Origin of the sequence: Anaerotardibacter muris (genome assembly GCF_943192915.1) — a bacterium.
GTDB lineage: Bacteria > Actinomycetota > Coriobacteriia > Coriobacteriales > Eggerthellaceae > Anaerotardibacter > Anaerotardibacter muris.
Window position 1 is genome coordinate 141,586 of record NZ_CALPCD010000001.1, and the last position, 22,591, is coordinate 164,176.

Here is a 22,591-nt window from a genome sequence, read left to right on the forward strand (position 1 = left end):
TTTAGGCTAAGCGAAGTCTTGACTTTTACTTATTAGCCTTTGCGCGACGAACGCCAACGGTGATCGCAGCAGCTGCGCCAGCCACTACCAGAGCGCCACCAACGATGAGGATCAGAGGATCGATCGCGAAGCCGTTGTCTGCCTTCTTGGCAGGAGCGGTGGTGTAAGAAGCAGCAGCCATCTCAGCTTCAGTGGCCTCATTGTTCTCCGCTTCAGCACCGTTGTTATTGCCTTCAGCAACAGTGTTGTTGGTGTTGCCAGTGGACTTGGTGCCAGCAGCATTGCTGTTGGAGTTGGTGTTCTTGTTGCCATTGTTGTTCGCAGCGTAGCTGGGGAACTCAACGACGGGGTTGGAACCAGAAGGAGTACCAGGCTTAGTGGTGTTGGTGCTGCCGTTGTTGGTAGAACCATTGTTGGAACCCTGGTTGGTGTTACCACCCTGGTTGGTATTGCCCTGGTTGGTATTGCCACCCTGGTTGTTACCCTGATTGGTGTTGCCACCCTGGTTGTTGTTGCCCTGGTTGTCACCATCGTTGTCGCCCGGCTTATTGGGCTGGTCAGGGGTGACAGGAGGAAGACCAACGAGTTCATTGTATGCGTTCTGGAGGCGGAGGACCTCAGCCTTGAGACCTTCGTTCTTCAGGCTTGCATCAGATTCAGCCTTGGAAGCATCTTCGCGAGCGGTGCGTGCCTTAGCCTCGTCAGCCTCAGCAGCTTCGTGCTCTTCGATCGCAGCGAAGATGTCATGCTCTGCACCGAAGAGATCCATGTACTGGAACTTGTTTGCTTTGACGGTGTTATAAGTAAGAGCCTCAAGGGTCTCTACCTTATCAGTAGCAGCGGTCAGCTCGTTCTGAGCAACCTGTGCATCATGCTCATAAGAAGCGATGTTGTTCTTGATGTTGTTCGCATACTGCTTAGCGTCATCGAGCTCAGCTGCCTTCTGTGCGATCTCGTCTGCGTTCTCGAGGCCCTCAGTGAGTTCGTTGTATGCAGCCTGGAGAGGAGCAACCTCAGCATCAGCAGCTTCCTTTGCAGCAACTGCTGCATTGTAAACAGCCCATGCTTCTTCCTTAGCGTCATACAGAGGAGAGAGCTCAGCATTTGCAGCGTTCAGGAGCTGCTCATAATTAGTAAGCTCGGTCTGTGCTGCATCAGCTTCGTCCTGAGCATTATTAAGAGCAACAAGAGCTTCATCGACCTTCTGCTGAAGTGCTGCGGTGGATTCGCCAGCCGCATCAAGAGCAGCAACTGCGCGATCGTATTCCGCCTGTGCTACATCGATCGCAGATTCGATAGAAGCAGTGTCAACCGCGTTGATCTCGCCTTCGAGACGATCAACTTCAGCCTGAGCATTGTTGACTGCTTCACGAAGCGCATCGAGTTCATCGCTGGAACCGAGGAGCGCATCACGCTGAGCGACCGCGTTGTCAAGGGTGGTCTTGGCGGTTGCCAGTTCACCCTGCAGGCGAGCGATCTCAGAAGCGTTATTATCGATCGCATTCTGAGCATCGGTTCGAGCCTGCGCGAGGGTCGCCATCACAGTCTCATTATAGGTAGACTGCGCAGCGATGAGAGCCTCGTCTGCTCGAGCCTTTTCTTCGCGTGCGGTCTTAAGATTTTCTTTTGCGGTTGCGACTTCAGGACTGTCGTTGTCATCCGGTTCAGTGCTGAGGTCTTCGTCCGCCGCCGGTATATCATCCTGATAGCTATCATCGTTGCTATCACCATTGCTATCAGGGTCCGTGTCAGGATCAGGATCAGTACTCGGATCAGGGTCCGTGTCAGGCTCTGTCGGAGGAGTGATATCAGTGCCGCCACCTGCATTGATAGCATCTTTCAGGGCCTGCTCTGCTGCAGCTACCTTAGCGGCTGCATCATCAACATCCTGCTGCGCCTTCGTAAGGTTCGTCTGAGCGTTGGAGTACTGAGAATTTGCATAATCAAGAGCGCTCTGGAGGTCGCTCGTCTTGCTTTGCTCAAGGCCAAGTTCGCCAGAGATGCGATCGTATTCAGCCTGAGCGGTTGCCACTGCTTCCTTGGCTGCTGCGAGCTCTGGAGAATCCTCGCCGCCAGAAGTGGCATTGTTAAGAGCTTCCTGAGCGGCTGCAAGGGTTCCCTTGGCGTCAGTAAGCTGAGAATTGAGGGACTCAAGCTTGTTCTGAGCCTGAGTAAGTTCAGCCTTGGCAGAATTCAGATCGCTCTCAGCGCGCTGTACGGCAGCTTCTAGGGCAGAGGTACCCTCTTCACCCTGTGCTGCATTCAGTTCTGCCACAGCGTTGTTGTAGGCCGTCTGAGCGCTTTGCACAGCGGAGTTCTTTGCAGTGACCGTGTCACGGGCAGAGTCCACCTTAGAGCTGAGCTCATTGACCTTGTTCGTTGCATCGGCATAAGCCTTCTCTGCATCGACCTTATCGTAGTTTGCAGTGTTTTCGGCCTGCTGTGCTGCAGCCAGCTTGTCCTTGGCAGCCTGGAGCTTGTCCGCTGCCTCCTTGAGGCCAGTGTTGTCGCCGACCACACTGTCATACGCTTCTTGCGCTTCCTTGACAGACTGTTCAGCGTTGGCGAGCGCTTGTTCACGCTTAGCCTTTTCGGCGTTGGCTGTGTCCAGCTTTTCCTGGGCCTTAGTAACGGCAACCTGCGCCTTTTCGATTTCGGCATTGAGGACATTGTTACCTGCCTCGGCCTTGTTGGACACTGTGCTCTGTGCTTTTTCGTGTTCAGAGACAGCAGTCTTATGTGCAGCAGTAGCAGCATTCAGTTCTTTCTCTGCTTCTGCCTGAGCGGATTTTGCGGAATTAAGAGCGTCGAGGGCAGCCTGTACTTCATCGGAGTCTTCGGAGTCATTGTCGGAAGTAGGCTGTGCTTCGTCGAGGGAAAGCGAAGCAGGAGTATTGGCATCGTATGCCACAAGTTCAAGATTGGTTGTATTGCTGGCGTTTGTGTTCGCCAGTGCTACGTTTGCAAAGGGGCTTGCGCCGTAATTAGGCGCGACGATCATGGAGGCCACTATGAAGCAGAGGCCCACTCTAGCCAGATCGCTCAATCTTTTACTTAACATGTTCACTTTTTCTTTCCCTCGTTCGAACATGTGTCATCGGGTTTGTCCCACACACTAACGATCTTTCGCTCTTTGCACGTTTTGTGCAGAGAATGTGCGCGGAACGAGCCTTTTGACGCTCAATTCCTTCTATCTATTCAAAACCAACTCGACCTTCGAGCCGGCCTTGTAACCAGGGGTAGCACGCGGGGTGTTCAGACGTGTATAGATACACGAACACCGAGGTGAAAGGGTGAAAAGAGCGCCCAAAATAGGGCAAAACTCCTTGTTAGTATCACGAAAAGAGCACACTTTTCGGGTGGTCTGAGACCCCTTCTTGTACGAGGGTACTCTTAATCAACCCTATATTCTATAGCCCTATTGCTAGCAAATCAACAAAAATTCGAAATTTCTTCAAAATTTTTTTCCCGCGTTGGCGCGGAACTAGCAACGAGGGAGCATCCTAGGTTGTTTTGGAACACAGTTTTGGGGGTGCGCGCGGAAGGAACGCGGTGAAGCGCGGGCATACTGCGCGGTACAGGGCGCGGTACAGGAAACGATGATCGCGCGGAGCGGTTATTCGTGCGGCGCGGCAGACATCTGCATGACAGCGCGGATCTACGGGCTCTTGTGCGCGGTACTCTGTACAAATAACGGTCCTGTAGGACGCCATATGGCGCTATATAGCGTGCGATGTAGCCAGATCTAGGGTGTATTTAGCGTTGTTTGCGCCTAGACCCCACGATGTGCACAAGGATCAGAGAGAAAGCAGCATCTGGCATACGCTTCTGAACTGGTATTTCTTTCAGCGCGGTATAAGAGGCGCGGGATACGTGGTGATCCAGCGAAACTCCTGGTCACGGCCTGGCCCCATGAAAAAGCAGGATCTTGTTGCACGCCTCTTGTTTGGGAACAGAAGTCAAAGAAGTTCGCATGCTGCGTGTATTCCGTATATAAATGCTGTTCAGGAATAAAAAACGGCCACCCGAATGGGTGACCGTAATACATTTGGTGGAGCATAGGGGGATCGAACCCCTGACCTCATGGCTGCCAGCCATGCGCTCTCCCAGCTGAGCTAATGCCCCTTGAAGCTCGACCATTATAACACAGGAACTGGTGTTCCCTGACCTTCAATTTTGATCGATGCGTAAAAAGACGAAGTGTTGAACACGTCACGTATAGATTCGCCCTCTATAAAGGGAAGATCGATAAATTCGCTGAGCGTTGGAACGAGGTCGCTGCAGTCTACGAAGTGGTCTTTCTCGTTGAGCTGGTTCGTATCCTGCGCACGCCAGTAATTATCGTTCGCATCCGTGATGTAGTACGTTTCGGCACCTGTCTGCATGTATGCAGAGTGTGTTTCACGCAGGTATTTAACCAGGTCATCAACGGTTTCCAACTCAAGCGCCTCTTCAGCTTTTCTTCCCATTGGATCTCCTTTCGTTTTATGATGATTCAATCATAGCAAAGAACACGTGTTGCACACGGGCGATTTTAATGCATTCGTAAATTGTGGGTTACGTATAAAATACCTGGTAAAACGTGTATTCGATCTGCGCACTGGTAAGAGATCACTCCAGTTCTTCGTATTCTGTGTCACGAAGTAGACAAAATAGAACACAAATGCCCAGGTTTTGTATATGGGAGCGTCTGAGAGCCGTTTTAAGGCCCGTTCCTTTGTTTTAGAGTGTTTTGACCCCTAAAAATCACTTGATTTTGGGCGATTTGAGGGCAAAAACGGGCTTTTGGACCAAAACGGCCCGAAAATGGCCAAAAATGGCCGATTTTGGGCTGTTTTTGGGGACAATTTCAAACTTTTTTTCGAAAAACCACAATTTTTATCCCCACTTTCAACTGGGGTTTTGGACACACTATTCAATTTGACCATGGGACAAACATGGCAGTTTTGTCCCAAAAATCGCTCTAAAACTCAGAATGGTCTGAAAATCGCCCAAAAATCGCGATTTTTGACAATTTTTGACGATTTTCCCGAAAATTGGGTCGATCGTCAGACTTTGGACAATTTGTTAACCTAAGATAACTATTTTTCGACCCAAAACGTGTTCCATCTGTGTTGCAAATCATGATTTTTCGCATTTTGGACCATCATCGAATCGAAATTTGCCTCCAAAGACCAAATTGTGGAGGTCGAAAAAATTTTTCAAAATTTTTTGAAAAATTTTGGCCGATCGGGCCCAATCGAAGCTATCAGCTGCCTGGGTCGGCATGATCTTGGGCCTCCGATGAGGGTACCGAATTACTACAAATTCATCGTTTTATCAGGAATGTTATACATTGCTATCAAGCAGCGTTACGAGCTCGCTCGACCGCTCTGAGACAAGAGTGGCGGGAACCTAATTTGGCCCCGATTCTGAGAAATTTTTACCCTGAGAGGGGCTCTGAGAGCTTAATTTGGGCCTTTGGAACGGTCTCGACAGCCCTTGATCGCTTCCCCAGCGATGCGGATCGAGGCGGTTTTAGGCTGATTTGAGGCGAATCGGACTGAAGAACCAACAGAATTCGTGAGACAATCGCCCCACAATCCTATTTCTGGGTCAATTTCAGCTCTCAAGTCCCCACTCGATTCATTCAAAGCGTGCAACATAAGTGCAACAGGATAATCGAAAAATGAGCCAAGGTAAATCCAAGGGCTTTCGTCAACGTGATCGAGAGCCTATTGATGTCGATCACACTAACTTAAAGACTCGAGCGTATGAAAATGAAGGGCCGCGAGACAGATCTTGGGAGTGCATGGCCATCCGCCACCACGTTTGTTGGCGGACCTTTGAACGAGCATGGCCATTTGGTCGCAGTGCTTTTTAGTTCTTGCGAGAAGGATCGTGGCGTTTCGCGCGAAGAATATCGTAGCGCTCAAGAGGAACAGAGGTATAGAAGGCATAAACTCCCATGGCCTTGTTGGCCACATCAACGGGAACCGCATTGATCTCTTCGCCTAGAGTGAATCCGTCACCTTCTTTTGCTCGATCTGAAGCAGGAGCTGTATAGTTCTTCGGCAAATCCCTATCTTGAGCATCCGAGAAGAAAAGCTCGTGAAGACCAAGTACGGGTATCTTGGTTACTTCTTTGTGCGGACTGAGCAACTCGAGTACATCGCCCTCATAGAAACGGTTGCGACAATACACGATGGTGCGATAGAACTGACTGCATCCAGCGTTATGTATAGCCTGTTCAGATGCAATCTCTTCATCGCGCATCAAATCTCGTCTCCCGTCTTTGGCCTCAGCACCCAAAGACCGCGCGATCGCGGGCGTGTCTGCGCTGTCAGGCATCCAGTCAGTAGGCGTGCTGGCAGCAACTTCGGCGACCCAATCATAGAGCTGAGTGTATATGTCGTCACTGAATGACTGTTCAACATTACCGTAAAAGAAGCCTGTAGAATACGGACGATGAGAGATACAATTGAGCTCTTCAGCCCACTGAGCTGGGCTTTCTCCATCCAGCACGTGTCGATAGGCATTCACGACCGTAGCCACGTAGAAGGCTTTCTTCACGCGACCCTCTATCTTGATCGAGTCTACGCCTGCGGCAATAAGGTCGTCCACATGCGCGAGCATATTCAGGTCCTTCGAATTCATCAAATAGGTACCCGATTCATCCTGCTCAACGGGAAAATATTCGCCAGGCCGCGTCTCTTCTTCCAGTCGATAGCTCCAACGACAGGGCTGCACGCAATGACCCTGGTTCGCGCTGCGTCCAGCGAGAAAATCGCTGATAAGGCAGCGACCTGAGATAGCCATGCACATTGCGCCCTGCACGAAAACCTCTAATTCCATGTCGGGCAATTCGCGCTTGAGCTGGGAAATCTCTTCCAACGACATCTCGCGAGCAGTAACGATGCGCTTGGCACCCAACTGCTGCCACATACGCGCTGCAGCCACGTTGGACACGGAAGCCTGGGTGGAAACATGAATGTCGACCGAAGGAGCATGCTTGCGCGCTTCAGCAAGAACACCCAGGTCAGAGACGATAAACGCATCGACGCCAGCCGCCTCCAGCGACTTCAAATATGCGGGAAGGTCCGTAAGGTCCGCATCGTGCAGGTAGGCGTTAAGGGTCACATAGACCTTTGCGCCGGCCTCATGCGCGATCTGAACGGCTCGCGCCATGTCTTCGAGCGCGAAATTTTGTGCACGTTGGCGCAAACCGAACTTGTCACAGGCAAGATAGACCGCATCGGCACCGAAATATAGCGCGTAACGAAGCTGCTCGAATCCGCCAGCGGGCGCGAGCAGTTCGGGAAGCTTAGTGTGAGTGTTTTCGCTGGTCATAACGCTTTCTTGGGATGATCTGGGCCTGTTACGGGATAGTCCTGATCGGCCAGGTTGGGGCTGAGTTTTCTTGTGTTGGCCAAGACCGATCCATGTTAGTCAATGACACCTTGTTGGCCAAGACCGCCCTGCCCTGTACTAGCCTGGTCTGGCCTGTCCCCATTCTGTCCGGAACAGTTTGGGACCTGTCCTCAAGGTGTCTGGGCTAGTGGACCAAAGGGGTGCGGCCCGTGCGGCTTTGCTTGAAACGATTGAGGAAAGCCAAGCCATCAGAGATAGAATCAAGCTTGACCTCGGTCTTTTCACCTGATGATCGACGCTTCACCTCTACGGTTCCGTTCTTCAGACCACGCTTGCCCACCACGATTTGCGCAGGCCAGCCAATAAGGTCCGCATCGGCGAACTTCACGCCAGGACGTTCGTCGCGATCATCGATGACGATCTCTAGATCAGGGAAATTCTCCTTCAGTGTTTGCGCTAAACGAAGTGCCGTGGGATAGACTTCGTCGTCTCCTACCGTGAGCGGGATAATGCAGACATGAGCTGGGGCAACACTAGCTGGCCAGATGATGCCATTCTCATCGTTATGCTGTTCGACCACAGCAGCCATGGTGCGCGAAACGCCCACACCATAGCAGCCCATCAAAAATGGCTGGTCAGTACCGTCTTCTGCAGAAAATACCGCGCCAAGTGCTTTGGAATATTTGTCTCCCAACTGGAAGACCTGAGACACCTCGATGCCGCGCGCGCCATCAAGCTTCGCACCGCACACTGGGCAGATGTCACCAGGCTTCGTAGTGGAAAGATCAGCCCAAACGTCGACCTTGAAATCTTCGTCCTGAGCTGCGCCAACGTAATGGAAGCCGTCCTCATTCGCACCAACGACCCAGCGCTTGATGTCCTCCAGGCTGCGATCAGCTGCAACGATGATGCCTTCGGGCACGCCCACGGGACCAATGGAGCCCTTCGGCAAACCTGTATCCTTCAGCTCTTCATCGGTGAGCAATTCGAATCCCTCGAACACGCGGCTGATCTTCAATTCGTTCAGTTCATGATCACCAGGGATGAATACGGCAATGACCTGCCCCTTCGAATTCTTACCCACCAGGGCTTTAACGGTAGCAGCTTCACTACAGCCCAAGAATTCAGCCAGCGCAGCAATGGTGGTAACGCCAGGGGTGGCGATCTTCTCCATAGCCTCAGCAGGGTATTCGAGCGGGCGCGTGATGCATTCAGCAACTTCGGTATTCGCCGCATAATCGCAGCTAGGACAGTAGACCAACTCGGCTTCACCAGCGTCGGCAAGGGCCATGAATTCCGTCGTGACCTTACCGCCGATCTGGCCCGAATCGGCCTCGACCGGGCGATAATCCAGACCGCATCGATCACAAATGATGCCGTATGCCTCGCTCATCTGGTCATATGTTTCCTGGAGCGACTCGGCATTAGCATGAAAGCTGTATGCATCCTTCATGATGAATTCGCGACTGCGGAGCAGGCCGAAGCGCGGGCGGATCTCGTCGCGATATTTCGTCTGGATCTGATAGAGCGTTGTAGGAAGCTGGCGATAGCTGCGCAGTTCGTTGCGCACGAGCGCCGTGATGAGCTCTTCATGGGTAGGGCCGAGGCAAAAGCCGTGGTCATGACGATCGTTCAAACGCATGAGCTCGGGGCCATAGTCGTCCCAACGGCCAGATTCGAGCCACAGTTCGCTCGGCTGGAGTGCTGGCATGAGGATCTCTTGAGCGCCAGTAGCGTTCATTTCCTCGCGAACGATATTCTCGATCTTGGTGAGCACACGCATGCCAAGCGGAAGGAAAGCGTAGATGCCAGAAGCAACCTTGCGGATCATGCCTGCACGCATCAATAGTTTGTGGGACGCGATTTCGGCATCAGCAGGGTCTTCCTTCAACGTGGGAGCGTATAGGCTGCTCATGTAAAGGATCTCACTCATGATGTTCCATTCTCTGCTGTGTTACGGACAGATTGATTTTCCTTATTATTGTACCTGTTTTGAGCCAGGCAGACAAAGTGAACACGGTGAATGAAACAGGCGAAATGAACGCTAGCGAATCAGGGCAGGACAGGGCGGGTCAGGGCGTGTTGGAATAGGTCGCAGGTGCGATGAAATAGGTCGTAAGTGTGAGACGAACACGGATCGTTGCTCATTTCGTCTACAGGAAGCCAGCGGATCGAGAATGTGGAGTGCCCTCTTAGCTCACGGTATGTAACACGGCCTTCGGATTAGTTCAGCGCAGCGATGTGAGCCATGAGCTGATCGACGATCTGATCTTCGGGAACCTTCTTGATCACTTCCCCACCTGCAAAGATGACACCTTGTCCGTCACCGCAAGCTACGCCAATATCGGCATCCTTCGCTTCGCCAGGACCGTTCACAACACACCCCATAACTGCAACACGGATGGGCCGTGCTACAGACCGAAGGCGGTCCTCCACCTGCTTGGCTAGGCTGATAAGGTCTACCTGGCAGCGACCACATGTGGGACAGCTGATAAGCTCGGGGTAACGTAGGCGCAGATCGAGCGCACCCAGCAGGACCCAAGCAGCCTTCACCTCTTCAACGGGATCGTCGGTGAGCGAGATGCGCATGGTGTCGCCAATGCCCTGTTCAAGGAGGATTCCCAGGCCAGAGGCAGATTTGATAAGACCCTGGAAGAGCGTGCCTGCCTCCGTAACACCTATGTGCAACGGAATGTGCGGCAGCTCGCGCGAGATGATACGATAGGTCTCGACCGTTGTGGGAACGTCGTGCGCCTTGGCAGAAACCACCAGGTCAGTGAAGCCTTTCTGCTGACAGAACTCCACGTATTGCTGGGCTGAACGCGCAAGCTTCTGCGGAAGCGAGAGCGTTGGATCGTCGCGCAAAGCAGTGTCGAGAGAGCCCGCGTTCACACCGATACGAATGGGAATACCAGCCTGTTTGGCAGCTTCGAGCACGGGAATAGTGGCCTCAAGACCACCGATATTGCCCGGATTGATACGCAGCTTCGCCGCGCCGCGCTTGGCGGCCTCGATGGCAAGTTCTGCGCTGAAATGGATATCCGCCACAACTGGCAAAGGCGACCGAGCACAGATCTGCTCGAAGAAGTCCAGGTCAGAAGCATGCGGGATGGCAATACGGATGATGTCACAGCCAGCATCGGCCACACGCTGGATCTGCGCGAGGTTCTCTTCCACCTGGGAAAGCGGTAGGTTCAGCATGGACTGGACCGCACAGGGCGCGCCGCCGCCGATGGGAACCTCCCCCACCCAAACACGATTCGTGCGCTGGTTCGGCTTGTCCTTTAAGGTCGAAGATGATTCGCTGTTCGCCATGGGTCTTTAACCTCCGATGATGAAGCGTTGCACGTCCTGATTCACCATGAATATGAAGAACGCGAAGAACAAGCACATGCCTGCCACGCTTAGATAATTGAGTGCGCGGATCGAGATGTTGCGGCGACGGATCTTCTGGTAGACCTCGATGACGAAGCGGCCGCCATCGAGCGGCGGAATGGGAAGAAGGTTTGCCAGGCCGAGCGAGACCGAGATGACCGCCGAGAACGAAAGCAGACTGAGAAAGCCCGCTTCAAAGGCAGTTTTCGACAGCACCGCAATGCCCACGATCGAGGTGGAATTCGATACCGTTTCTGCGGCGGTGGCAGGGTTGAACAGGCCCAAAATGGCGATGGCCACCATGCCGATGTACTTGAATCCAGCCACGATAGCATCGAGCGGAGAGAGCACGTAATGCACGATCTCGCCGCTTTGCATCTGCAGGTCAACGCCGATGCAAGAATAGATGATGACGAAAACGATCATGGCGAACAGGAGGTTCATGAACGGGCCGGCCAACAAGATGGTGATGCGCTTCCAAAATGGGAGGCTGCGATATTGCTGACGCTGTTCAGCGGCGAAGAAACTGTCTAGGTCCTGAATGGGGTCGGGCTGACCTTCGGCGCGGTCCTTAAAGGTCTGACCTGCCTCGATGCGGTGCTTGATGGCGGGCGTGCGGTACGTGTTCAACTTGTCGCGACGGCGTGGGCGCTTCAGACTGCCCCACTCGCAAAGTTCCTCGAGGGCCTGATAAGCTTCGTCATCGGTGATGCCAAGTGCTTCGGCAACGTCTTCCATGTCGGCGGTGCCGCGTTCGTACATGAAGCCCAGCACACGCTTAAGATACGGGCTCGGTTCGCCGGTGCCCATGCCGCACACCGCTGCGTAGCCACCAAGCGGGATGGCGGTGACACCGAAACGCGTTCCTCGCCAGGTGAAACCGATGCTGGGGCCAGGTAGGCCGATCATGAATTCAGTGACGCGAACGCCGAACGCGCGTGCAGCCAAGAAGTGGCCGCCTTCGTGAATGAAGACGAGGAAGCCGAGCACCACGGTGGCGATCGCGATTGTGAGCAGAATATCCATGGGTGAGATTATACGTGATAGGGAGCGCGTGTGCGGTGGTCAGCAACTACCTGCACGGGATTTTCGCATCCCGCTGGCACGCGGGTGCGGGCGTTTCGGGGACACCTTGGTAGGCCTTTTGGGAACGGGAGCGAAATGGGGACAGGTCCCGATTTGTCTGGGACAGTTTGGGGGCAGGTCCGTTTTTGTCCCGGACAGTTTGGGGGCAGGTCCGTTTTTGTCCCGGACAGTTTGGGGACAGGCCAGTTAACAAAGGATCCGTGATGATCCGGGGTCTTCCCTGGTCTATCCCGTGAACTACCTCAACCAACAGGTCAATAAGGCTACACCCCGGCCTGTCTACGCCTATTCGTGCGGTTGGATGAGGCTTCGAACATAGGCACGCGTTTCAGCATCCACTTCAAGAAGCTGGTCGATGCTCTGCGCAGGCTCTACCTCAGCATGATCCATGGCAGATTCGACCAACTGTGCAATGCTAAGGTAAGGAATCCGTTCATCAAGGAACGCAGCAACAGCAACTTCGTTAGCAGCATTCATCACTGCAGGCAGTGTTCCACCTGTATTACCAGCTTGGATGGCAAGCGCAAGGCAGCGGAAAGTTTCCAGGTCAGGAGCAGAAAATTCGAGCGAGCCAAGCGTGCGGAAGTCAAGCGGTTCAACAGGTGCCGACCAGCGCGCAGGATAGCTGATGGCGAACTGAATGGGAATGCGCATGTCAGTGGTACCAAGATGAGCCTTCACCGAACCATCCGTGAATTCGACCATAGAGTGAATGGCGCTTTGTGGCTGTACCACAACTTCGATCTTGTCGTAGGGCATATTGAAAAGATGGTGAGCTTCGATAACTTCAAGACCCTTGTTCATGAGCGTAGACGAATCGATGGAGATCTTGCGACCCATGTTCCATGTGGGGTGACTGAGCGCCTGCGCAGGGGTGATATCCTGCAGGTCAGCAAGCTTTTTTCCGCGGAAAGGTCCACCGGATGCGGTTACCCACAGGCGTGCGACTTCGGCAGGATCTTCGCCTAACAGGCACTGGTAGATGGCGCCGTGTTCGGAGTCGATGGGGAGCAGCGTAGTGTGGGACGAAAGCGGCATGAGTACGTCGCCGCCAACAACGAGCGATTCCTTGTTAGCAAGCGCAAGCTGCTTGCCCGCCGTGAGCGTGGCATAGCTGGCTCGCATGCCTGCCGCGCCGACCAGGGCATTCACCACCATGTCAACCTCAGGGAGCTGGCAAAGTTCTACGATAGCTTGGCTGCCGCCATGCAGGGTGGCGCCGATCTCTGCAAAACGTGCTTTCCATGTGTTACAGAGCGCTTCATCGGCCAAGACCGCATGTTTGACGGAAAACTCACGCGCCTGATCGAACAGCATTTCTACCTGGGTATTCGCGCTAAGGGCGACGATCTTCACATGCTGAGGGTGGCGGCGAGCAACATCCAGAGTCTGGGTGCCGATAGAGCCCGTTGAGCCCAGGACTGCGATGCGTTTTGGGTTGACCGCGGAATCTTCGCTGTGATTCGCTGTGTGAGCTTGCTGAATATTGGTCATGATGCGCCTACGCTTTCGCTCGGTAGTGGCTGCAATTGGTGCTGGCAGCAGTTGTATGTAGCCGCACATGTTGGCAGCTACCCTTATTGGTGGTCGCTCTGAATTCTGGCCTGTCCCCAAAGTGTCCCGGACAGATTTGAACCCGTCCCCAAAGTGTCCCGGACAGAAACGGACTCGTCCCCTTTATAGAAGGAGGCCGGTTCCTGTCAAGGAGAACGAGATGCAGTTACCGAAGATGAGCATCAGCGACGAGCCCAGGGTGACCAGGAATTGAGAATCGCAGCGATCCAAAAGGCCCCCGTGGCCAGGCATGATGGTTCCCGAATCCTTGAATCCAGAATTACGCTTGATGCGGCTTTCCACCAGGTCGCCGATCACGCCGAGCGTGCCGCAGATCGCCCCGAATATGACCGCCTGCACGTAAGACATCTCTACGCCTGGGATCAACGGGAACAAGCACCAAAAAGCCATGGAGAACACCAGGCCAGCGGCGAAACCTTCCCAGCTCTTCTTCGGAGAGACTTGTGGTGCCATCTTGTGTTTTCCGAATCGGGAACCGACCAAGTACGCGAAGGCATCGTTGCCCCACACGCTGCAGAAAATTCCCAGGATGAGCACGCCGCCCCAGAATTCAGGCAGCGACATGCGGATGAGCATGGCAGAAGACATGAGCAAACCAGTATAGGTCGCACCGAACAGGCTGATAGCAACGTCGACGATTCGCGCATGGACCCAAAACACGTACCACACAAGTAGCACTATGATGAACAGGGACATCACGATAACCACGCCGTAAACACCCAGCAGCCACATGCTCAGCGGGAAGAGCGCCGAAGCAGCGATCCCTAATGCCTCGTTAGGAAGCTTCGCGTCCGAGCGGAGCATGTAATAGAATTCGCCCGCACAAATGGCGGAGAGCACCGCCAAATAGATGGCCGTGGTAGCGTTCGAAGCGATGATGCATAACACAGTGAGCGCAATGTAGACCGCTCCTGTGCGGATGCGAACCTGCAGGTTAGAAGGGTTCTTCAGCTTTCGAGGGGTCTTGTCGAGCGCCTTTTGCTTCAGAACTGTGCTACGCTTCGGCTTCTCACGCGGGTCTTCTTTCAGCAAGACTTCCTCACGCGATTCGACCAGGTTTCCGTCCTTGTCGACATAGGAGAAAGTATGACGGATGCGCTCGGTGGGCATAAGTTACACCGCCCCGAAGCGGCGCTCTCTTTGCTGGAAATCGAGCAACGCACGCAAGAATTCGTAACGGTCGAAGTCGGGCCAGAGCACTTCGGAACAATAGAATTCCGTGTAAGCGATCTGCCACAAGAGGAAATTGCTCACACGCATCTCGCCAGAAGTGCGAATGAGCAGGTCAGGATCGGGAATGTCGGCGGTGTAGAGATAATTCTCGAAGGCGGCTTCGGTCAGCTCGGGCGCACTGCCTTCCTGCAGATCGTGCGCATAATGTTGCACAGCATCGAGGATCTCGTCCCGCGAGCCGTAATTTACAGCGATAACCAGGGTCATTCCGTCATTGTCCTTGGTGCGTTCCCACGCTTCTTCAAAAGCGGCGGCCGTCTTTTCGGGCAGAGCTGAGAGGTTGCCGATGGTCTTCACACGCACGCCTTCTTCGTGCAGCCCGTCGATCTCGGCCAGCATGGTCTTCGCAAAAAGATTCATCAGGCCGTTGACCTCGTCTTGAGGACGCTTCCAATTCTCGGTGGAGAACGAATAGATGGTGAGGTAATCCACGCCAACATCGTTCGCGCAGCGAATGGTCTCGCGCACCGCTTCGATGCCAGCTTTGTGTCCGTTGAGGCGGTTCAGCGCACGCTTCTTCGCCCAGCGCCCGTTGCCGTCCATGATCACCGCGACATGACGAGGCACCCGGCTCTGATCGAACTGGGTGGGATCGAGGTCCTCGGGAGGATCGGGGAAGATGTAGTCGAGTGGCTGTCTCATGGACGCGAAATTGGGGCTTGAGCTGGCTAAGCGGCTTGCGTTTGATGGCAATCTTTCGAGCGAGCGCGGGCCTTTAGATGGACATGACCTCGTCTTCTTTGGCCTTCAGGATGTCATCGACCTTGCCGATGTAAGAATCGGTGACCTTCTGGATCTCGTCTTCGGCGCGACGCTTGTCGTCTTCGGGAAGGTTGTCTTCCTTCACAAGCTTCTCAACCTCGGAGTTTGCGTCGCGGCGCGCGTTGCGGATGGCGATGCGCGCTTCTTCGGCGAACTGCTTGCACTGCTTGGCCAGTTCCTTGCGGCGCTCTTCGGTGAGCGCAGGGAACGGCAAGCGAATGACGGTGCCGTCGTTGTTGGGGGAAACGCCCAGGTCAGCCTTCATGATGGCCTGCTCGATGGCGCCCAGAGCACTTTTATCCCACGGTTCGATAACGAGCGTGTGCGCGTCAGGGGTCTTGATGGCGGCCATTTGATTCACGGGTGTGAGCGTGCCGTAGTATTCGGCTTTCACGCGGTCAAGGATCATTGCGTTAGCGCGGCCGGTGCGGACCTGCGAGAGATTGCGATTGAGCTGGTCGATGACGCCGTCCATGCGCGTCTTTACGGTTTCTCTGATCTGATCCATGCTTCCTCCCTGGTGCAGCGGGCTTTCCTGGTGTGCTGCGGTTTCAATTCGTGATGACTATTGTAGCGCGTTGCTACGCGGTTTTCCTGGTCTTTCCTGGCCTGTCCCCTTTTTGTCCGGGACTCTTTTGGACCTGTCCCCAAAGTGTCCGGGACACTTTTGGACCTGTCCCCCGTTTTGTTGGGCTAGCCTTCGGCGGTTACGGTAGTGCCGATGTTCTCGCCCTTCAGGATGCGTGCGATATTGCCAGGCACCGTAAGGTCGAAAACGAGAATGGGCAGGTCGTTGTCCATGCACAGCGACGTGGCCGTGGAATCCATGACATGCAGACCCTTCGCCAGAACATCGATGTAGCTGATGGTCTCGAAGCGCTTGGCGTCGGGGTGCGTAACAGGGTCGGCGTCATAGATGCCGTCGACCTTCGTGGCCTTCATCAGGCATTCCGCATTGATCTCGAGCGCGCGCAGCGCAGCCGTGGTGTCCGTGGTGAAATAGGGGTTGCCCGTACCGGCGGCGAAGATGACCACGTAGCCTTTTTCAAGGTGATGCGTGGCACGACGACGAATATAGGGCTCGGATACCTGACGCATCTCGATGGCGCTCATGACGCGCGTGGGGATGTCGTGACGCTCGAATGCATCTTGGAGCGCGAGAGCGTTCATGCAGGTGGCGAGCATGCCGATGTAGTCAGCGTGAGCGCGATCCATGCCTTGCGCAGAACCAGCGAGACCGCGGAAGATGTTGCCGCCGCCCACCGTTACCGCGAGCTCGACGCCATCATCGACGATCTGCTTGATCTGAACGGCCAGCTCTTCGACCACTTTCGGGTCGATGCCGTAGCCTGCTTCGCCCATTAGAGCCTCGCCCGAGAGCTTGAGCAATACGCGTTTGTACTTGTAATCCGAGCTCATGCAAATCCTTTCCGATGAAGGGAGTTCCGTGAGGTGGGTTTTTGTGGTGAAACCGCTGCTCGGGCGCGAACGCGGGGCGGTAGGTCTCACGCGGTAGGTTCACCTCGTTTTTGCTTCATCTCATCTTACCTTAATGGGTGGTTCGCTTGAAGCTTGGGCGCAAAAAAGCGTGGACAAATTGGCTGGGTCGGGTCGAGGGCCTGGCCTGTCCCCATTTGAGAAAGGCCAGCGCGGGGCTGGCCTTTCGGGATTGCGAATCGTAGTTTGCGGCGAAGAAGGTTCGCGCGCAAACGCAGGGCGTCTGGGCTTACGAGTCGGAGCCGAGGGTCACTTCAGCAGTAGCTTCCTTGCCATCGCGAATGTAAGTGACGGACACCTTGTCGCCAGGATTGTGCGAACGAACTGCAAGCACCAGGTCGGATGCGCCCGTGATAGTCTCGCCGTCCACCTTCACGATGACATCTCCTTCCTGCAGGCCAGCCTTCGCAGCGGGACCATTAGCAGTGATGGAATTGATGTAAGCACCTTCGTCAGTGGAAAGGCCGAAACGGCTTGCGATCTGGTCATTCACCGTGATCATGGACACGCCCATCTGTGCGTGGGACGGGGTCTTGCCTTGGATGATCTGCTCGGCGATGCCGAACGCGTAGTCGACCGGGATGGCGAATCCAACGCCGGAGCTGGTGCCGCTCGTGGACATGATGAGCGTGTTGATGCCAATGAGCTTGCCTTCAGCATCTACCAGCGCGCCGCCCGAGTTACCCGAATTGATGGCTGCGTCGGTCTGGATCATGTTGGTGTAGATGGCACCAGATTCTTCATCCGCATAGGAGCGGTTCACCGCAGAAACGATGCCGGTCGAGACCGACTGTTCCATGCCGAAGGGGCTGCCAGCGGCCATGACCCATTCGCCCACGACCAGCTCAGACGAGTTACCGATCTCGATGGGCTTGAGGGTTGCACCGTCAACCTTCACGACCGCCAGGTCACTGGAGGGGTCGGTACCAACGATCTTGGCTTCGTAGGTTTCGCCTTCCGCCACTACTTCAAGGGCATCGGCACCGTCGACCACGTGATTATTGGTGAGGATGTAGCCATCGGCAGTGAGCACGACACCTGAGCCAAGGGAGGTCTGCTCGAGGGTCTGCGCCTGGTTAGCGAAGGGCGAAAAACCCTGGGCTGCGGTGTTCGCGTAGACATTGATGTTCACTACGGAAGGGAGCGTTTTCGCGGCGACCGCTTCGGCGAGCGTCATGTCGTCGGTGTTGGCGTTGATGACGATGCCAGAATTCGTCTCTTGGATGGTATAGCCAGAATTACCGCCATTGATCAGGGCGTTTCCACCGAAGGCGATGATGCAAGCTACGGCAGCGCCCGCGAACGCGAAGAGGAAGGTGCGCAGGTTAGTGCGTGGCTTCTTGGGCTTTGCGGCGGCGGGAGCAGATGCGACCGTAGTGCCTGGAGTGTTGGTGCTGGTGTTGGAAGCGGGCTGTGCGCCAGCAGGTACTTGCTGGGCTGCTGCGGGTTGCTGCGCCTGAGGCTGAGGCTGCGGGGTGGCCTGCGGAGCAGGCTGAGGGGCCGGGGCTCCAGGCTGAACCGGCTGGCCCGTTGGGGGCTGCGGCTGCGAGGGCTGCTGGGGGTTCGTCATGGTACGCGTCTCCTTTGAACGGTTGAGTGAATCACTGAACTTGGTTCATGGGTGCTTGCGGATGATCAGGGAGGTTACAAGAGCATTCACAAGGGTGTCTGCAATGGTGATCCGTAATGCTGACCGCAAGCGAAAATCTTCCCTCAGAATACTAAAGAACGTGCGTTCACGAGGTTCGCGGCTCGATTTTTAGAGGAATCTTCACGACTTTTTTACCGAGCTGTAACCTGCGGCTGAAGTAGATCGGGCAGATTGGACGAATCGATCGTGGCCTGTCCCCATTCTGTCCCGGACACTTTGGGGACGGGTCCATTTTTGTCCGGGACACTTTTGGACCTGTCCCCCTACTGTCCCAGACACTTTGGGACCTGTCCTCGTTTTGTCCGAAAAAAACCCGCCTTGGGATGAGGCGGGTTTGAAGTTCAAGTTTTAAAAATCGAGGCTTAGATTCGGTGAGACAGTTTGACACCGTCCCCCTTTGTAAGATTTAGCGGAACAGTTTTGCTCCCATCCCCCTTTGTTAGTTATTCAGCGGAGTCGCCTTCACCTTCTGCGGTCTCACCATCTGCGCCTTCTTCGGGCTCAGGTTCAGGGATGGGCTGAATGACCGTGAGCGTATCGAGGTTGAGCTGCGTACCCAGCCACTTGCTGTCGATGACGGAAAGCACGCCACCATTGGAAAGCTTGTTGAGCGCGTCAGAGATGGCATCCTGAAGGCCCGTTGCCGTGGTGGGTGCGCCAATGCAGTAGCTGGTCTCTTCGGTGAGCAGGGCAACTGGGTAAATAGCAGTGCCGTTGGAGTGCGCCACATAAGAGCCGATGGTGCTGTCGGTTGCGATGTACTTCGCGGTGCCGTCAGCCAAGTGCTCGAAGGCTGCCTGGATGTCGGCAGTGGCGTCAAGGTGGTCTTCACCAAGGCGATTTCCCACCTCAAAAGCGCTCATGGATGATGCCTGAGCTGCGACAACGTAAACATCGCCGTCCTTGGGAATAGCGGTGTTGTCTTCAGCAGCGAACAACACGATCGAAGACGTAAGGTAGGGATTCGATACCCAGCAGTTCTGCGAATCGGAGCCCACACCCATGACGATATCAACGTTATCCGAGGTGAAAGCCTGATCGGCGCTCGATCCGATGTCGACCAGTTCAAGCTTGAGGCCCAGTTCGTCAGCAAGCGCAGCAGCCACGTCAACATCAATGCCCACGATGGCACCCTGAGATTCCGCAGCGTACGGAGCATTCGACGCATCAACGCCCACGCGCAGCGTGCCCGGCGTGTGCAACAGCGAGTTGTCGATCTTTTGCTCGGTAGGTTCGGGCGTGTAGGACTTGTTGAAGCTGCAGCCGCTCAGCAAGCCAACGCCAAGCGCGAGCATCAAAGTGACCAGAAGGATCGAAGCTTTCTTCATGAAGGACCTCTCTTTTTCCTGGGATCGAGGGTGCGTTCCTCTTAGCTGACCTAGTCTTTGCCCCCACACCTGCATACTGGAACTTAGCCACCGTAGCACAAGCAGTGGCACGCTGTTAGACGCACCGAGCAAGGCTTGAACCGCGGTGACGCCATTCGCTCGCTGTGGCGACCCTATGTCGCGCTCCAGCGGTACGGCTTACACCTAGAATGCGCCATGCTCATTCGACCGCATCGTGGTCCAACGTGGGACGCGCAGAGCTGCCGAACTTACGTGGATCCTTTTGACCGCATCTGCCTTGGACTAAGAAAACCGCACTGCCGAGTGCTGATGCACACGGTAGCGCGGTGATCCGCAACTACAGACCTAAAAGAAACGCACATTAGTATACCATGTTCGTGTTTTCAGGCGGCCTGCTGACCTGCTGGCGGCGATGCGCGCGACCGAAAATGAGACTGCAGAATACGGGTGTTGCGGAATATGAGTGAGAGCAAGCGTACGAAGAGGCTGTTGATGTCGGCCGTTATAGGTACGAGGGTCGGATGTATAGGGGCACAAGGGCTGGATGTGGGGACCAGCTGTGCGTGCGCGCTCGAGTTCAGCACGCAAAATGACTGCGGGAAGTGTGTATGCGAGATGGACGCATGAGAATCGGGGTGCCCTTCGGGGGCTTTGTTGAACCTACCGCCTTAATTTTGACTGACGATTCTGTAAGGTTCAGGGTTTTCACCGTGAAAACAGCCTATAATTAGTGTTTCAATTGCTCGATGCTGCTGCGACGCAAAATGCACCTCAAACGAACGATGCGCCGCACGGTTGGCAACTGACAGACTGAGGAGCTGTCAAACGCGATTGAGCAGGTATTTTGCGCGAGTCGTTCGAAAGCACGGCTTTCGCCGCGATCGCATTCGCTACGCACCTGCAAAAAGTTGCCTTCCGCACGCGGCCCGGAAAAAGGAGTCAGGTTGATCGAAGATGTTCTTTCCACGGTCTCGTTTGTGGACATTTTCAACTTCTGCATTTTCCTTACCTTCACCCTTTGCTATGGTTACCAGCTCTTATACGTTTTCGTAGTGCTGACCAAGCGCCCACCAAAGCAAACTGCAAAAGAGAATCATCGCTATGCCGTGGTCATTTCGGCGCGAAACGAAAATGCCGTGATCGGCGACTTGATCCACAGCATTCGCGTGCAGAATTATCCGCAGGAACTGATCGACATCTTCGTTGTTGCTGACAATTGCACGGACAACACGGCCGCGATCGCGCAGGAGGCAGGGGCTATCGTGTTCCCGCGCTTCAACACGCAGGAAGTAGGCAAAGGTTACGCGCTCGATTACGGTTTCACCTGCATTCGCGAACATTATTCCGAGAACAATTACGAGGCGTATTTCATCTTCGATGCTGACAACGTGCTGGACGTGAATTACTTCCGCGAAATGAACAAGGTGTTCGACGGCGGAGCGATCGCGTCTACTAGCTATCGAAACTCGAAGAATTATGGCTCGAACTGGATTTCCGCAGGTTACGCGGTGTGGTTCTTGCGCGAGGCGAAGTATTTGAGCCAGGCGCGTCTGACGCTGAATACGAGCTGTGCGGTGTCAGGCACGGGCTTCTTCGTGAGCGCGAAGATCATCGAGGAAATGGGTGGTTGGAAGTTCCACCTGCTTACCGAGGATATCGAGTTCTCTACGTACAGCATCCTGCATGGCGAACGCATCGCATATTGTCCCACAGCTGTGCTCTACGACGAGCAGCCGATCACGTTCCGCGATTCGTGGAATCAGCGTTTCCGCTGGGCGAAGGGCTTCTACCAGGTGTTCGGCAAGTATGGCGCGGGGCTGTTCAAGGGCATCTTCACGAATCCTAAGGGGCACCGTTTCGCGTGCTACGACATGCTGATGACCATTGCGCCGGCGCTGCTGCTGACCATCGTGTCGATCATCTTCAACGTGATCATCTTGATCATGGGTAGCGCGGGGCTGATGTCAACAGGCGTGATGCTGACGTCGTCGCTTTCGTCGATCTTCTTCTGCCTGTTCAACTACACGCTGTTCATGTTCGTGTTCGGCGCGCTGACCACCTTCACTGAGTGGGACAACATCCGCTCGACCACTGCGAAGAAGATAAAGTACCTGTTCACCTTCCCATTCTTCATGCTGACCTACATCCCCATCGCACTGGTTGCGCTGGTGAAGAAAGCGGCATGGAAGCCGATCCAGCACAGCATCTCCGTGGACGTGGAAGAGTTCAATCAGGCGCGCGAGGACGCGAGGATCTAAGCCACTGCCGTTTCTGGCTTGGTCTTTTTCTTTGGACGACCAGCCTTGGGGCGTTCGGCAAGACGGGCGTTGACGCTATCGATGGTGATGTACGTGTCGCGACCGTCCCTATAGCCATCGAGCAGGTTATTCTTCAACATCTGAGACACACGTGAACGTGAAACGCCAAGCATTTCCGCTGCTTCACTGGCGGTTACCTTGTTGATGGTGTCGAGAGATACATCGGCGCCCACCAAAAGGATCTTCCCGCCTTCTTGAGGTTGGTTGCCAAGCGGGAGCTTCGGTAACTCTTTTCCTTGCATGAGCAGGTCTTCTCCCGTCATGCGTAGCCAGTCGTAAGCCATCTCGGCAGCGTCTTGCGGGTCGATACCGCACGTACCGCCCTCGAGACCAAACGGCATGGCGACGTACATCCCCTCTTCGATCCGCAGTTCAAATTCACAAAGGAACAGCAT

15 protein-coding genes and 1 tRNA gene are annotated in these 22,591 nt (G+C 54.7%); 1 reads left to right on the top strand and 15 read right to left on the bottom strand.

All coding sequences use genetic code 11. From position 1 onward, the window contains the following. Window positions 1-25: 25 nt before the first annotated feature. The 14 genes from NFR25_RS00705 to NFR25_RS00770 all read right to left on the bottom strand — a co-directional run bounded on the left by NFR25_RS00705 (window position 26) and on the right by NFR25_RS00770 (window position 19,857). Entirely contained in the window at window positions 26-3,061 is a 3,036-nt protein-coding gene (locus NFR25_RS00705; RefSeq protein ID WP_251197333.1) for a coiled-coil domain-containing protein, read from the bottom strand. Window positions 3,062-4,049: 988 nt separating this feature from the next. Then, window positions 4,050-4,125 (bottom strand) — tRNA-Ala (locus NFR25_RS00710). Between the two features lie 14 nt (window positions 4,126-4,139). Beyond that, window positions 4,140-4,469 carry a CDP-alcohol phosphatidyltransferase gene (locus tag NFR25_RS00715; protein WP_251197334.1) on the bottom strand — a complete coding sequence of 110 codons (330 nt, stop codon included), beginning with the start codon at window positions 4,467-4,469 and terminating at the stop codon, window positions 4,140-4,142. A gap of 1,390 nt (window positions 4,470-5,859) precedes the next feature. After that, window positions 5,860-7,329 (bottom strand): peptidase U32 family protein, encoded by a 1,470-nt coding sequence (locus tag NFR25_RS00720; protein ID WP_251197335.1) that lies wholly within the window; start codon window positions 7,327-7,329, stop codon window positions 5,860-5,862. A 205-nt stretch (window positions 7,330-7,534) separates the two neighbouring features. Further along, window positions 7,535-9,283, bottom strand: coding sequence for a proline--tRNA ligase (locus tag NFR25_RS00725; protein WP_251197336.1), 1,749 nt, complete (start codon window positions 9,281-9,283; stop codon window positions 7,535-7,537). A gap of 290 nt (window positions 9,284-9,573) precedes the next feature. Continuing rightward, window positions 9,574-10,665 carry a flavodoxin-dependent (E)-4-hydroxy-3-methylbut-2-enyl-diphosphate synthase gene (ispG, locus tag NFR25_RS00730; RefSeq protein ID WP_251197337.1) on the bottom strand — a complete coding sequence of 364 codons (1,092 nt, stop codon included), beginning with the start codon at window positions 10,663-10,665 and terminating at the stop codon, window positions 9,574-9,576. Window positions 10,666-10,671: 6 nt separating this feature from the next. After that, the gene (locus NFR25_RS00735; RefSeq protein WP_251197338.1) at window positions 10,672-11,751 is read right to left on the bottom strand and encodes a site-2 protease family protein; all 1,080 of its coding nucleotides are present in this window, start codon (window positions 11,749-11,751) and stop codon (window positions 10,672-10,674) included. 345 nt (window positions 11,752-12,096) lie between these two features. After that, complete coding sequence (locus tag NFR25_RS00740) at window positions 12,097-13,305, bottom strand: 1-deoxy-D-xylulose-5-phosphate reductoisomerase (protein ID WP_251197557.1); 1,209 nt, start codon at window positions 13,303-13,305, stop codon at window positions 12,097-12,099. Between the two features lie 183 nt (window positions 13,306-13,488). Further along, window positions 13,489-14,496 (bottom strand): phosphatidate cytidylyltransferase, encoded by a 1,008-nt coding sequence (locus NFR25_RS00745; RefSeq protein WP_251197339.1) that lies wholly within the window; start codon window positions 14,494-14,496, stop codon window positions 13,489-13,491. Window positions 14,497-14,499: 3 nt separating this feature from the next. Then, window positions 14,500-15,261: an isoprenyl transferase gene (locus tag NFR25_RS00750; protein WP_251197340.1), complete on the bottom strand. Its 762-nt coding sequence runs from the start codon at window positions 15,259-15,261 to the stop codon at window positions 14,500-14,502. Between the two features lie 73 nt (window positions 15,262-15,334). Beyond that, window positions 15,335-15,856: a ribosome recycling factor gene (gene frr, locus NFR25_RS00755; RefSeq protein WP_251197558.1), complete on the bottom strand. Its 522-nt coding sequence runs from the start codon at window positions 15,854-15,856 to the stop codon at window positions 15,335-15,337. Between the two features lie 218 nt (window positions 15,857-16,074). Beyond that, on the bottom strand, window positions 16,075-16,800 hold the full coding sequence (pyrH, locus tag NFR25_RS00760; protein ID WP_251197341.1) for a UMP kinase: 726 nt from the start codon (window positions 16,798-16,800) through the stop codon (window positions 16,075-16,077). Between the two features lie 307 nt (window positions 16,801-17,107). Further along, window positions 17,108-18,448 carry a S1C family serine protease gene (locus NFR25_RS00765; protein ID WP_251197342.1) on the bottom strand — a complete coding sequence of 447 codons (1,341 nt, stop codon included), beginning with the start codon at window positions 18,446-18,448 and terminating at the stop codon, window positions 17,108-17,110. A 524-nt stretch (window positions 18,449-18,972) separates the two neighbouring features. Then, complete coding sequence (locus tag NFR25_RS00770; RefSeq protein WP_251197343.1) at window positions 18,973-19,857, bottom strand: substrate-binding periplasmic protein; 885 nt, start codon at window positions 19,855-19,857, stop codon at window positions 18,973-18,975. A 965-nt stretch (window positions 19,858-20,822) separates the two neighbouring features. Here NFR25_RS00770 and NFR25_RS00775 point away from each other — a divergent pair. Continuing rightward, window positions 20,823-22,136 (top strand): glycosyltransferase family 2 protein, encoded by a 1,314-nt coding sequence (locus tag NFR25_RS00775; protein ID WP_251197344.1) that lies wholly within the window; start codon window positions 20,823-20,825, stop codon window positions 22,134-22,136. Here the strand turns inward: NFR25_RS00775 and NFR25_RS00780 are convergent. Next, window positions 22,133-22,591 carry a helix-turn-helix domain-containing protein gene (locus tag NFR25_RS00780; protein WP_251197345.1) on the bottom strand — a complete coding sequence of 153 codons (459 nt, stop codon included), beginning with the start codon at window positions 22,589-22,591 and terminating at the stop codon, window positions 22,133-22,135. The two genes, NFR25_RS00775 and NFR25_RS00780, sit on opposite strands and share 4 nt — an antisense overlap.